Origin of the sequence: Micromonospora sp. WMMD714 (assembly GCF_029581315.1) — a bacterium.
Taxonomy (GTDB): Bacteria; Actinomycetota; Actinomycetes; order Mycobacteriales; family Micromonosporaceae; genus Micromonospora; species Micromonospora rifamycinica.
In genome coordinates, this window is record NZ_CP120744.1 from 2,835,030 (window position 1) to 2,848,110 (window position 13,081).

At 73.0% G+C, this 13,081-nt stretch carries 10 protein-coding genes; 6 read left to right on the forward strand and 4 right to left on the reverse strand.

What is annotated here, in order from left to right; translation table 11 throughout:
* Positions 1-55: 55 nt before the first annotated feature.
* Together O7625_RS12725 and O7625_RS12730 are read right to left on the reverse strand one after the other, a co-directional pair.
* Positions 56-664 (reverse strand): DUF4129 domain-containing protein, encoded by a 609-nt coding sequence (locus O7625_RS12725; RefSeq protein ID WP_282346050.1) that lies wholly within the window; start codon positions 662-664, stop codon positions 56-58.
* Positions 661-1,506: a hypothetical protein gene (locus O7625_RS12730; RefSeq protein WP_282346051.1), complete on the reverse strand. Its 846-nt coding sequence runs from the start codon at positions 1,504-1,506 to the stop codon at positions 661-663. Before O7625_RS12730 ends, O7625_RS12725 begins: the two co-directional genes overlap by 4 nt.
* A 215-nt stretch (positions 1,507-1,721) precedes the next feature.
* Here O7625_RS12730 and mtrA point away from each other — a divergent pair, with 215 nt between their 5' ends.
* The 5 genes from mtrA to raiA all read left to right on the forward strand — a co-directional run bounded on the left by mtrA (position 1,722) and on the right by raiA (position 7,592).
* Positions 1,722-2,411 (forward strand): MtrAB system response regulator MtrA, encoded by a 690-nt coding sequence (gene mtrA / locus O7625_RS12735; RefSeq protein WP_067306208.1) that lies wholly within the window; start codon positions 1,722-1,724, stop codon positions 2,409-2,411.
* Between the two features lie 91 nt (positions 2,412-2,502).
* A complete protein-coding gene (gene mtrB, locus O7625_RS12740; RefSeq protein ID WP_231932831.1) occupies positions 2,503-4,176 on the forward strand; it encodes an MtrAB system histidine kinase MtrB in 1,674 nt (557 codons plus the stop codon).
* Positions 4,173-5,999 (forward strand): GerMN domain-containing protein, encoded by a 1,827-nt coding sequence (locus O7625_RS12745; protein ID WP_282346052.1) that lies wholly within the window; start codon positions 4,173-4,175, stop codon positions 5,997-5,999. Before mtrB ends, O7625_RS12745 begins: the two co-directional genes overlap by 4 nt.
* A gap of 7 nt (positions 6,000-6,006) precedes the next feature.
* Entirely contained in the window at positions 6,007-6,714 is a 708-nt protein-coding gene (locus O7625_RS12750) for a ComF family protein (RefSeq protein WP_282346054.1), read from the forward strand.
* Positions 6,715-6,965: 251 nt separating this feature from the next.
* On the forward strand, positions 6,966-7,592 hold the full coding sequence (gene raiA / locus O7625_RS12755) for a ribosome-associated translation inhibitor RaiA (protein WP_067306200.1): 627 nt from the start codon (positions 6,966-6,968) through the stop codon (positions 7,590-7,592).
* A gap of 80 nt (positions 7,593-7,672) precedes the next feature.
* Here raiA and O7625_RS12760 read toward each other — a convergent pair whose 3' ends face one another.
* Both O7625_RS12760 and O7625_RS12765 read right to left on the reverse strand, forming a co-directional pair.
* Positions 7,673-8,803, reverse strand: coding sequence for a GNAT family N-acetyltransferase (locus O7625_RS12760; RefSeq protein WP_282346056.1), 1,131 nt, complete (start codon positions 8,801-8,803; stop codon positions 7,673-7,675).
* The gene (locus tag O7625_RS12765; RefSeq protein WP_282346059.1) at positions 8,800-9,954 is read right to left on the reverse strand and encodes a GNAT family N-acetyltransferase; all 1,155 of its coding nucleotides are present in this window, start codon (positions 9,952-9,954) and stop codon (positions 8,800-8,802) included. Before O7625_RS12765 ends, O7625_RS12760 begins: the two co-directional genes overlap by 4 nt.
* Before the next feature lie 170 nt (positions 9,955-10,124).
* Here O7625_RS12765 and secA point away from each other — a divergent pair, with 170 nt between their 5' ends.
* Positions 10,125-13,049, forward strand: a complete 2,925-nt coding sequence (gene secA, locus O7625_RS12770) for a preprotein translocase subunit SecA (RefSeq protein ID WP_067306193.1) — start codon at positions 10,125-10,127, stop codon at positions 13,047-13,049.
* The last annotated feature ends 32 nt before the right edge of the window (positions 13,050-13,081 follow it).

Below are 13,081 nucleotides of genomic sequence, written 5' to 3' on the forward strand. Positions count from 1 at the left end.
GATGCGGCCGGTGGTGATGGTGCGGCCGGTGGCGGTGGACCGGTCGTCGGCCGGGTCACGGGCTGCTCCCGTCCGATGGTGGGGTGGCGAGCGCCCGGTCCAGGTCGTCGGCGAGTTCCCGCATCCGGCGGTCGTGGCCGGCGGCGGCCGGGCGCTGGGCGTACCACAGCTCGGTGAAGATCGTCCCGGCGGCGCGCAGCGGCGGGGCGACCGGGGGACGGGCCCGGGCCGCCGCGTCGGTGAGTTCGGTGACGGTCATCCCGGGCCGGGGCGTGACCGCCCCGGCGGCGGCCAGCCGGCGGACCATGTCGCGCAGCCGTTCCCGGACGGCTTCGGCGTAGCGGCCCTCGGCGGCCAGCCGGTCGGCCACGGAGGACCCGGGGCCGCCGGTGGGGACGGCGTCGTCGCCGGCCCGGGGGCGGGGCAGCACGGTGGCGGTGACGGTGCCGGCCGACCGGTCCGCCCGGCGGCGTCGTCGCCACCGGGGCAGCCGGAGCCGGGGCAGCCGGAGCCGCCACCGGGGCAGCCGGCGGGGCACCCAGGCCGGATGGTGGTACCAGGCGAGCGCGGTCAGCCCGGCGGCCAGCACCAGCAGCAGCGCCGCCAGCGGCAGCGGCAGGACGTCGCCGAGCGCGGCGACGGCCTCCGTCCACCACCGGCTCACCGGTCGGCCGCCGGCGGGACGGTCGCCAGGACCCCGGCGGGGGTACGGGCGAGCTGGATGTCCAGTCCCTCGGTGCGGATCCGGACGTCCAGGTGGATCACCGCGTCCAGGCAGGCCAGGGCGGGGTAGGCCACGCTGTTCACCGCTGCCCAGGCGACCATCGCGGCGACGGCGCGGACCTCCGGGTCGGCCAGGTCGAGCAGGTGCAACGACTCGACGCCGAAGAAGAGGCCGAGCGCCAGGCCGACCCGCAGCACCCACCAGCCGAGGTAGCCGAGCACCCGGACGGCGGCGGCCCGACCGCGCAGCGCGACGCGGGCGGCCCGCGCGGGTACCGCCGTCCCGGGCACCCGGTCCAGCACCACCGCTCCGGCGACCGGGCCGAGCAGTCCGTAACCGACCAGCCAGGCCGGGCCGAGCAGGGCCGCGACCAGCATCAGCAGGCCGACCACCGGGGCGGACAGCAGGGTGACGCCCCAGCGGGCACCGGCCGGGCGGAGCAGTTCGCCGGTACCGGCCCGGCGGCCGAGCAGCGCCGCGCCGGCCGCCCGGGCGGCCGGGTTGCCGAGCAGCAGGATGATCACCGCTTCGCCGGCCGCGCCCACCGCGAGCATCAGCCACCAGAGCGGGAAGGACCCGCTCCCGGTCCACCACAGCGGGGGGCCGGCGTCGGCGAGAAGGCGGAGCGGGTACAGCAGCACCTGCTCACCGGTGGCGAGTAGGACGCCCAGCGGGATCAGCACCTGGCCCCGGGTGCGCAGCAGCAGCACGGCGGAGTCGAGCAGCTCCCCGACGGTGAGCGGACGCCGGGGGAGTACGGCGGTCGGGCCGGGGTCGGGCACGCGTACTCCTGCGAATGGTGGCTGGCGGGCGGCGACCTGCCCGGGGATCATGGTGACACGGCCCGACCGGCCGGGTGGACCCGCCGTGCGGCCGCAGCGATCCGGCCATCGGGGGAGATATCGCGCGGGGGACGTGCGGGGACACCTCTTCCGGCAGTACCGTGCCATCCAGACGCCGATCCCACCAACTGAACGGGGATGGAAACATAAACCCCATGAGAGCCCGGGTACTGGTGGTCGACGACGACCCCGCGCTCGCCGAGATGCTCGGCATCGTCCTGCGCAGTGAAGGTTTCCTGCCCTCGTTCGTCGCCGACGGGGAGCGGGCGTTGGCCGCATTCCGGGATAGTCGCCCCGATATTGTGCTTCTTGACCTGATGTTGCCCGGAATGAGCGGTATCGACGTCGCGCGGGCGATCCGTGGCGAGTCGGGCGTGCCGATCGTCATGCTCACCGCCAAGAGCGACACCGTCGACGTGGTGCTCGGCCTGGAGTCCGGTGCCGACGACTACGTGGTCAAGCCGTTCAAGCCCAAGGAGCTGGTGGCCCGGATGCGGGCCCGGCTGCGCCGGGGCGAGGACGTCGCGCCGGAGATGCTGACCATCGGTCCGCCCGGCAACCAGATCACCATCGACGTGCCGGCGCACACCGTCAGCCGGGACGGTGAGGAGGTGAAGCTCACGCCGCTGGAGTTCGACCTGCTGGTCGCGCTCGCCCGCAAGCCGCGTCAGGTCTTCACCCGGGAGGTCCTGCTGGAACAGGTCTGGGGTTACCGGCACGCGGCGGACACCCGCCTGGTCAACGTGCACGTGCAGCGGCTCCGGGCCAAGATCGAGCCGGACCCGGAGCGGCCGGAAATCATCCTGACCGTACGGGGCGTGGGCTACAAGGCGGGTACCGGATAGCCTGGTCTGCACCGTGACCAGCGCACCGATCCCCACCCCCGAGCACCCCGCCGGCTGGCGTTCCGCCGCGCGGGCGCTGCGCGGCGCGCTGGTGGGGCGCACGACGCGGGTGACCGCCGGGCTGCGCCAGACCTGGCGGCGGTCGTTGCAGGTCCGGGTGGTGACCATCACGCTGGTGGTGTCCAGCCTGCTGGTGGGCGGTTTCGCCTACCTGATCGCCGACAAGATCACCAGCATCCTGCTCGACAACGCCGAGACCGACGTGCTGCTGCGGCTGCGCAACGGCAGCGACTACTCGGCCAAGCAGTTCGCCCTCTACAGCCAGCCGCAGGAGACGCAGCTCCAGGACACCATCGAGGGCACCGTCAACTACCTGGCCGGGGGCGACCCGCAGCAGACCAGCGGGGTGGTGGTGGCGATCACCGCCGACAACTACGCCGGCGTCATCGAGACCCGCACCTCCCCGGCGACGGACGTCCGGCCGCTGGTGAGCCGGGAGCTGCGGGCCGCCGTCGCCGACGGCAAGGTGGCCCACCAGATCCGCACCGGCCGGCTCACCGGCGAACGGACCAAGTACCTGGTCTACGGCTCCCCGGTGCCGACCCGCTTCGGTCAACTGGAGCTGTACTACCTCGTCCCGCTCAACCGGCAGGACGCCACCGCCGCCGACGCGCGGGCCACCGTGATCGCCACCGGGGTAGCCCTGGTGCTGCTGCTCGGCCTGCTCGCCGCCCTGGTCACCCGACTGGTGGTGACCCCGGTCCGGGTGGCCGCGCGGACCGCCCAGCGGCTCTCCGCCGGCCTGCTCGACCAGCGGATGGTGGTCGACGGCGAGGACGACCTCGCCCTGCTCGCCACCTCCTTCAACCAGATGGCGACCAACCTGCAACGACAGATTCTGCGGCTGGAGGAGATGTCCCGCCTCCAGCGCCGGTTCACCTCCGACGTCTCGCACGAGCTGCGTACCCCGCTGACCACCGTCCGGATGGCCGCCGACCTGATCTTCGCCGAGCGCGACGAGTTCGACCCGGCGGTGGCCCGCAGCGCCGAACTGCTGCACGCGGAGCTGGACCGGTTCGAGGAGCTGCTCACCGACCTGCTGGAGATCAGCCGTTTCGACGCCGGCTTCGCCATGCTCGACTCCGAGCCGACCGACCTGGTGCCGGTGGTGCACCGGGTCGCCGACCGCCTCGCCGGGCTGGCCGAGCGGGTCGGGGTCACCATCGAGCTGGCCGTGCCGACCACCCCGGTGATCGCCGAGGTGGACCCGCGCCGGGTCGAGCGGGTGCTGCGCAACCTGGTCGGCAACGCCGTGGAGCACGGTGAGGCGAAACCGGTGGTGATCACCCTGGGGGTCGACCAGACCGCGGTGGCGGTCACCGTGCGCGACCATGGCGTCGGGCTCAAGCCGGGCGAGGAGAAGCTGGTCTTCAACCGGTTCTGGCGGGCCGACCCGTCCCGGGCTCGGCAGACCGGCGGGACCGGTCTGGGCCTGTCGATCAGCCTGGAGGACGCCCGGCTGCACGGTGGCTGGCTGGAGGCGTGGGGTGCCCCGGGGCAGGGCGCCCAGTTCCGCCTCACCCTGCCGGTCCGCTCCGGTGACCGGCTCACCAGCTCACCGCTGCGGCTGGTCCCGGCCGACGCCACCCTGCCCTTCGGCGGCCCCCGCGACGGCGAGCCGCTGGCCATCGGCCCCGGTGACGGCGGCGTGCTGGCCATCGGCCCGGGGTCGACCGCCGCCGACCGGGCGGAGGTCCGGTCGTGAACCGGCGTCGGGCGCTGCTCGGGCTGCTCTGCGCCGCGCTGCTGGCGCTCGTGCCCGCCGGCTGCGGCATCCCCGACCAGACCGACCTGCAGGTCGACGGGTCCGGTCCGGCGGTCTCGGCGGGCGCGTCCAGCTCGGGTAGCGGCGAACCACCGACCCGTGCTGCCAGCGGCACCGACCGGGAGGCCTTCGTCGAGAACTTCCTCTCCGCCGCGGCCGGCGAACCGGAGCGGGCGTACGCGCGGGTCAAGCAGTTCATCGCCCGCGAGGACCGCGACCGGCTCGCCGAGAAGCAGGGCAGCGAGGTCGTGATCAACGTGGTCCGGGTGACCGAGAAACCGGTGATCACCCAGAACGCCAGCGGGCTGCTCACCGTCCGGGTGCCGGTGCAGCAGGTGGGGGTGCTGCGGGCCAACGGGGTGCTCGGCCCGCCGGTGGCGACGGACACCGAGTACCGGTTCTCGCTGCGCGGCTCCGCCGAGCCGGGCCAGGAGGACGTGGAGGACGCCGGGTACTACGTCACCGACCCACCCCCCGTGCTGCTGCTGAGCACGGTGGCGTTGCAGCAGTACTACAAGAACCGCACGGTCTACTTCTGGAACTCCGACGCCACCCGGCTGGTCGCCGACCAGCGTTACCTGCCCGTCGCGGTGCCGACCGAGCGACTGGTCAGCGAGGTGGTCAAGTGGCTGATCGCCGGCCCGTCGGACTGGCTCCGGCAGGGGGTGACCGGCCTGCCGGACCGGACCGCCCTGATCAACAACGCGGTCAAGACCGACGGCCGCTGGGAGGTCAACCTCGACCTGCCCGGGGACGACCGTCGCAAGCTGGAGCGGCTCGGCATCCAGCTCGCCTGGTCGCTGTCCGATCTGGACGGGCCACTGCAGCTCACCACCCGCAACCAGTCCCGGGTGACCATCGACGACCTGGCCGCCCACCGTCTCGCCAACCCGGTCTATCCGCTCACCCAGGCGCCGCAGCGGTTCACCGTCTACGAGGGTGCGGTCCGTCCGCTCGCCGCCGAGGGCGAGGCCGTCGGCGCCGTACCGCTCCGGGCGGAGGACAACCACGACGTCGTCTCGGCCGCCCTGCGGCGGGACGACGACAAGATCCTCGCCGCCCTGGTGAGCACCGCCCCCGGTGGTCGGCACCGGCTGGTGGTCGGCTCGGGTGCCGCGCCGGTGCAGGCGATGACCGCGGGGACGCAGACGTTCGCCGCGATCGGGCGGCCGGTCTGGCTGCGTCCGCTCGCGGGAGCCCAGCCGTACGGGCTGGTGGTCGCGGACGGGAAGCTCTACCGGTTCGACGACCGGGCGCGGATGGTGCCGGTGCCGGTGGGCGCGGCGGGACGGGTGAGCGCGGTGGCCGCGGCCCTAGACGGGCACCGGATCGCGCTGATCGTCGGTGGTCGGCCCTACCTCAGCGCGGCCAGCCTCGACGGCGGGGTGGTCTCGCTCGGCCCGGTGCGGCCGGTCGCCACCACCCTGACCGACCTGTCGGCGGTGGACTGGGAGCGGGAGAACATCCTGGCCCTGGCCGGCTCGACGGACCGCTCCGGGGTGTACGAGCTGGGGGTCGACGGCACACAGCAGTCCGCCCTGGTCACCGATGTCGGCGCCGGCGTGACCCACCTGGCGGTGTACCCGGTCAACCCGACGTACGTGCTGCCCTCGGTGATGATGATGTACGAGGCCAACGGGGTCGCCTACCGCTACCGGTCGTCGTCGGTCGAGACGATCCGGGCGGAACAGGTGCTGGACGTGTCGCCGCCGCCCGCCGGTGCCCGGGCGGGCAGCCCGACCGCGCCGTTCTTCCTGTTCTGAGCCGGCCGTGCGGGACGTCGGCGGACTCTGGGCGGACCTGACCGATCTGGTCTTCCCGACCGGCTGCGCGGGCTGTGGACGGCGGGACGCGAGCCTGCGGCAGGGCTGCTGCCCGGACTGCGTACGCCAGCTCGCCGCCCTGCGTCCGGTGCCGGCCCGGCCCGTACCCGCACCGCCCGACCTGCCGCCCTGCCACGCCCTCGGCCCGTACGCGGGTCCGTTGCGGGAGGCGCTGCTGGCGTACAAGGAACGGGGTCGGCACGGGCTGGCCCGGCCGTTGGGCGGGTTGCTGGCGGAGGTGGTGGCGGCGTCGGTGGGAACGGCCCGGCCGGTGCTGCTGGTGCCGGTGCCGGACCGCGCGGCGGCGGCCCGGGAGCGCTACGGCGACCACCTGTCCCGGTTGGCCCGGCACGCGGCGGTCCGGTTGCGGCGGGCCGGCTGGGACGTGTCGACGGCGGTCCCGGTGCGGGCGTTGCCGCGGCCGGATTCGGTGGCGCTGGACCGGGCGGGGCGGGCCGAGGCGGCGGCGTCGGCGTTCCGGCTGCGGGCCGGGTGGGCCGGTCGGGGCGCGGGTGGCCGGACGGTGGTGGTGCTGGACGACATCCTGACCACCGGGGCCACCCTGGCCGCGCTGAGTCGGACTTTGCGGGCGGCGGGAATGACGCCATACGGCGCGGCCGTGTTGGGTGCAACGCAAAAGCGGCGGCCCCGGTGACGCTTCGTGTTTCCGTTTCACCCCATGGTGTTGGTTGCTGTTAATTCTCTGAGGGTTTCCCGCAACCGGGGGTGACTGCCGGCCGAACAGGAGTTAGCGTTTTCGTGTCGGGGGTAGGAAGCGTTCCCCAGCCGCCCCCGACGGTGGAAGGAGGCGTAGCCGTACCTGACCGGTCGACGCTCCCAGGGGCCCTCCCGAGGTCGCTCGACCGGATTCGAAGATCAGCCGACCATCCGGAAAAGGGAGGTCACGTGGACATCGTGGTCAAGGGTCGAAACGTCGAAGTGCCGGACCATTACCGGGTACACGTAGCGGAGAAACTCGCGAAAATCGAACGCTACGATCACAAGCTCATCCGGGTCGATGTGGAGCTGTTCCACGAACGCAATCCCCGGCAGTCCGACACCTGCCAGCGAGTGGAGATCACCTGTGTCTCCCGCGGGCCGGTGATCAGGGCCGAGGCCTGCACGAACGACTTCTACAGCGCGCTGGACGCGGCCATCGCCAAGCTGGACACCCGACTGCGCCGGGCGGCCGACCGCCGCCGCGTACACCGGGGCCGGCACGCGCCGATCTCCGTCGCCGCCGCCACCGCCGGCCTGCCGGTCGCCGGCCTGGACGACGTGGCGGTTCCCGCCGGTGGCACGGCCACCGCGACCGCCGTCGAGGAGCGCCCGGAGGAGCACGACGACCAGCCCTGGCACATCGCCCGGGCCAAGGTGCACCCGGCCGATCCGATGACCGTCGACGACGCCCTGTTCCAGATGGAACTCGTCGGCCACGACTTCTACCTGTTCCACGACAAGGAGTCCGGCCGCCCCAGCGTCGTCTACCGCCGCCACGCCTACGACTACGGCATCATCTCCCTCGACACCTGACGCCCAGCCCCCGGCCCTTCGGCGCGGTGATCAAGAGGTTTGCGTCAGCGGTGAAGATCGAACTGACGTAAACCTCTTGATCACCTAGGAAAGGGGTGGGGGAGCGGGTCGGTGGGGAGGAGGGACCAGAGGACGGTGTCGGGGCGGCCGGTGGTCTCGTGGGCGGGTAGCCGGGCGCGCATCAGGCCCTCCCGGTGGAAACCGGCCCGCTCCATGACCCGCTGCGAGCCGACGTTCCAGGTCGCCGTGCCGGCCCAGAGCCGGGCCAGCCCGACCGGGCCGAACGCCCAGCCGGTCAGCAGCCGGACCGCACGGGTGGCCAGCCCCCGGCCGCGCGCCTCGGGCAGCAGGCTGTAGCCGATCATGGCCTGGCCGGTGGCCGGCTCGTCGTAGATCAGGGCGCAGCCGCCGGCCAGGGTGCCGGTCGCCGCATCGAGCAACGCGAAGTCCGCGGCCCGGCCGGTCAACCACTCGCTCTCGGCGACCGCGCAGCGCCGGGCGACGTCGGCCCGGGTCGGCGCGACCGGACGGACCCGGGTCGCCACCACCTCCGGGCGGCTGTGCAGCCGGTACAGCGCCTCGGCGTCCGGCGGGGCGAGCCGGCGCAGTGTCACCACGTCGTCGGTGAGCCGGGCGCCGGGCAGGTCCGGCAGCGGGCGCGGGGCCGGGCCGGGCGGGTCGCCGGCGAGGCGTACCCAGGCGAGCAGGTCGTGCCGGCTGCCGTCGCGGTCCCGGCCGGCGGCCCGGCGTACCCCCTCGGGTTGGAAACCGGCGGCCAGCGCGACCCGCTGGCTGGCCGGGTTCTCGGCGTGGATGAGCAGCTCCAGCCGGTTCAGGCCGGCCCGGAACGCGGTGCGCGCCAGCGCCCGGGTGGCGGCGGTGGCGATGCCGCGCCGCCGGGAGCCGGGCGACACCCAGTAGCCCAGCTCCGCCTGCCCCCGGGCCGGCACCACCTGGCTGAGCCCACCGCCGCCGACCAGCCGGTCGGTGGCGGCGTCGACGATCGCGTACGCGGCCCCGCCGGCCCGCCACACCGCCGGGGCGCCCTCGGTGATCCACCGGCGCGCGTCGGTGAGCGTGTAGGGCCGGGGCATCGTCGGGTTGAACCGGAGGTTCACCGGGTCGTCGCAGCCCGCGGCGAGGTCGTCGGCGTCGTCCGGGCGGTACGCCCGCAGCCGGATCCGGCCGGCCTCGATGGTCTGCGGCGTCACGTCAGGTCCTCGACGAGCAGCGCGCCGAGCCAGGCGTCCACCCGCTGCCCCCGCTGGGCCACCCCGCCCCGGACGGTGCCCTCGACGGTGAAGCCGGCCTTCTCGGCGACCCGGCGGGAGGCGGTGTTGCCGACGTGGGCCTTCCACTCGATCCGGGCCAGGCCCAGCCCGGTGACGCCCCACGCGGCGAGCGCGCCGAGCGCGGCCGGCATCCAGCCCCGTCCCCGGGCGTGCGGCGCGGTCATGAAACCGACCTCGGCCAGCAGCGGGTCGACGGGGTTCAACCTCAGGTCGACGGTGCCGGCGAAGGCGTCGTCCGGATCGGCCAGCACGAAGCAGGCGCTGCTGCCCCGGGCCCAGGTCAGCCCGCCGTAGGTCAGGTAGCTCTCGGCGTCGGTGTGCTGGTACGGGTGCGGCACGCTGGTCCACCGGACGGTGTCGGCGTCCCGGCAGGTGGCGACGACCCCGGCCAGGTCACGCTCCTCCATCGGGCGCAACCGCAGCTCGGTGTCCCCGGCGGTGGCGAACAGGACGGGCTGCGCCCGGCCGAACACGGCGGCCCGGCGGGCGTCCAGGGTGCCCGGCCCGGCCGGGCCGGGTGCACCGGGGGCGGGCACCTCCCCGGGCAGCAACGACCCGATCCAGCCCTCGGTCCGGCCGCCCGCGCCGGGCCGGGCCAGCCGCAGCTCGCCGGAGACCTGGACGCCGGCCCGCAACGCGACCAGCCGGGAGGCGTGGTTGCCGACCTCGGCCTGCCAGACCAGCCGGCGCAGCGCCAGGGTGTCGAAGGCCCAGCGGGCGACCGCCCGGACGGCGCGGACGGTGACCCCACGCCCCCTGGCCCAGGGGGCGGTCCAGTAGCCGATCTCACCGGATTCGAGGGTCCGGTCGATCGACACCAGGCCGCAGGAGCCGAGCAGTTCGCCGGTCGCCGCGTCGCCGACCGCGAACGGTGCGCCGGTGCCGTCGGCCCAGGCGCGGGGCGCGATCCCGGTGACGAAACCGTGGGCGTGTTCAGGCCGGTACGGACGCGGTACGGTGGTCCAGCGCTGGATGTCCGGGTCCTGGCAAGCCCGGTGTACGTCGTCCGCGTCCGAGGCGAGCCACGGGCGCAGCAACAGGCCGTCCTCGGTGATCTCCACAGGCTCCATCCGAGTCATCGTGCCGGATCGTTCGCGGTGGGCGTAACCGGATAACCGCCGGGTGGCGGGCCGAGCCGAGCAATATGTCGGTTTAGTCGGTCCGGACCGCCGCCACCAGTGACCATCGCGCCGACGGAGCGCCTACGATGGTTCGAGACTGTCTAGGGGAGCGTTGATCCGTGTCGATTCTGGAAAGGGTCCTCCGCGCGGGCGAGGGCCGTATGGTGCGCCGGCTGAAGGCCATCGCCGCCGCCGTCAACTCGATCGAGGACGACTACGTCAACCTCACCGACGACGAGCTGCGGTCACTGACCGACCAGTACCGGGAGCGGCTCGCCGACGGTGAGACCCTCGACGACCTGCTGCCCGAGGCATTCGCCACGGTGCGCGAGGCGGCTGCCCGGGTGCTCGGCCAGCGGCCGTACGACGTCCAGGTGATGGGTGGCGCGGCACTGCACTTCGGCAACATCGCCGAGATGAAGACCGGTGAGGGTAAGACGCTGACCTCGGTCATGGCGGTCTACCTCAACGCGCTCTCCGGCAAGGGCGTGCACGTGGTAACGGTCAACGACTACCTGGCCCAGCGCGACGCCGCCTGGATGGGCCAGGTGCACGAGTTCCTCGGCCTGACCGTCGGCGTGGTGCTGCCCAACCGGCCGGCCGCCGAGCACAAGGCCGCGTACGAGTGCGACATCACCTACGGCACCAACAACGAGTTCGGCTTCGACTACCTGCGTGACAACATGGCCTGGTCCCACGAGGAGCTGGTCCAGCGCGGGCACAACTTCGCCGTGGTCGACGAGGTCGACTCGATCCTGATCGACGAGGCCCGGACCCCGCTGATCATCTCCGGCCCGGCCGAGCACTCCGCCCGCTGGTACGGCGAGTTCGCGGGCGTGGTGGCCCGTCTCCAGGCCGGCAAGGACGGCGAGGGCGACTACGAGGTCGACTACGCCAAGCGCACCATCGCGGTCACCGAACGCGGCGTGGCCAAGGTGGAGGACCGGCTCGGCATCGACAACCTCTACGAGTCGGTGAACACCCCGCTGGTCGGCTACCTCAACAACGCGATCAAGGCGAAGGAGCTCTACAAGCGCGACAAGGACTACATCGTCAGCGACGGCGAGGTGCTGATCGTCGACGAGTTCACCGGGCGCATCCTGCACGGCCGCCGCTACAACGAGGGCATGCACCAGGCGATCGAGGCCAAGGAGGGGGTGGAGATCAAGCAGGAGAACCAGACCCTGGCCACCATCACCCTCCAGAACTACTTCCGCCTCTACGAGAAGCTCTCCGGCATGACCGGTACCGCTCAGACCGAGGCGGGCGAGTTCAACAAGGTCTACAAGGTCGGCGTGGTGACCATCCCCACGCACCGGCCGATGGTCCGGATGGACAAGGCCGACGTGATCTACAAGACCGAGAAGGCCAAGTTCAACGCCGTCATCGAGGACATCGCCGAACGGCACCAGGCCGGTCAGCCGGTACTGGTCGGCACCGTCTCGGTGGAGAACTCCGAGATCCTCTCCACGCTGCTGCGGCGTCGCGGCATCCCGCACTCGGTGCTGAACGCGAAGTTCCACGCCCGCGAGGCCGAGATCGTCGCCCAGGCCGGGCGCAAGGGCGCGGTCACCGTCGCCACCAACATGGCCGGCCGGGGTACCGACATCCTGCTCGGCGGCAACGCCGAGTTCCTCGCCGCCAGTGAGCTGCGCCAGCGCGGACTCGACCCGGTCGAGCAGGCGGACGAGTACGCCAAGGCGATGGAGGAGGTCCTGCCCACCTGGAAGCAGGCGTGCGAGACCGAGGCCGAGGAGGTCGCCGCAGCCGGCGGGCTCTACGTGCTCGGCACCGAGCGGCACGAGTCCCGCCGGATCGACAACCAGCTGCGCGGCCGGGCCGGCCGGCAGGGTGACCCGGGCGAGTCCCGGTTCTACCTCTCGCTCCAGGACGAGCTGATGAAGCGGTTCCGGGCCGGTGCGGTCGAGGCCGTGATGGAGCGGTTCAACATCCCGGAGGACGTGCCCATCGAGTCGAAGATGGTCACCCGGCAGATCAAGAACGCCCAGGCCCAGATCGAGGGCCAGAACGCCGAGATCCGCAAGAACGTCCTGAAGTACGACGAGGTGCTCAACAAGCAGCGCCAGGTGATCTACGCCGAGCGGCTGCGCGTGCTCAACGGCGAGGACCTCTCCGACCAGGTCCGCAACATGATCGACGACACCGTCGGCGCGTACGTGGTGGGGGCCACCAGCGACGGCTACGCCGAGGACTGGGACCTCGACCAGCTCTGGACGAACCTCAAGCAGCTCTATCCGGTCGGCGTCACCATCGACGAGTTGGAGGAGGAGGTCGGCTCCCGGTCCGGTCTGGACCAGGACTTCCTGCTCGCCCGGCTCAAGGAGGACGCGAACGCCGCATACGACCGGCGCGAGGAGAGCCTCGGCGAGGAGGCCACCCGTCAGCTCGAGCGGATGGTGCTGCTCCAGGTCATCGACCGCAAGTGGCGCGAGCACCTCTACGAGATGGACTACCTCCAGGAGGGCATCAGCCTGCGGGCGTACGCCCAGCGCGACCCGGTCATCGAGTACCAGCGCGAGGGCTTCGACATGTTCGCCACCATGATGGAGGGCATCAAGGAGGAGACGGTCGGCTTCCTCTACAACCTGGAGGTGCAGGTCCAGGAGCCGGAGCCGGAGGCCGAGGAGGTCCAGCTGCTGGAGAAGCCGGTCGAGATCCGGGCCAAGGGCCTCAACCGCGCGCCGCAGCAGCAGGGCCTGCAGTACTCCGCCCCCACCATCGACGGCGAGGCGGGCGCGGGTGGCGTGGCCGTCGAGCGGCCCGAGCCGGAACCGTCCGCACCGGCGCTCGGCATCGGGGGCGGGCAGCAGCAGGCCCCGTCCCCGGCCCGTCCGGCCGCCGGCCCGTCGCGTCGCCCGGCTGACGCGGGGGCGACCGGTCAGGCCGCCGCAGCCAGCACGGCCCGCCGCAACACCGGCCCGGTCGACCGGGCCGAGGGCGGTCCGTCCCGTAACGCGCCCTGCCCGTGTGGCTCCGGCCGCAAGTACAAGCGCTGCCACGGAGCGCCCAACGGCGGCGCCTGATCCGACCAGCAGGACGCCCGCCCGCTCACCGA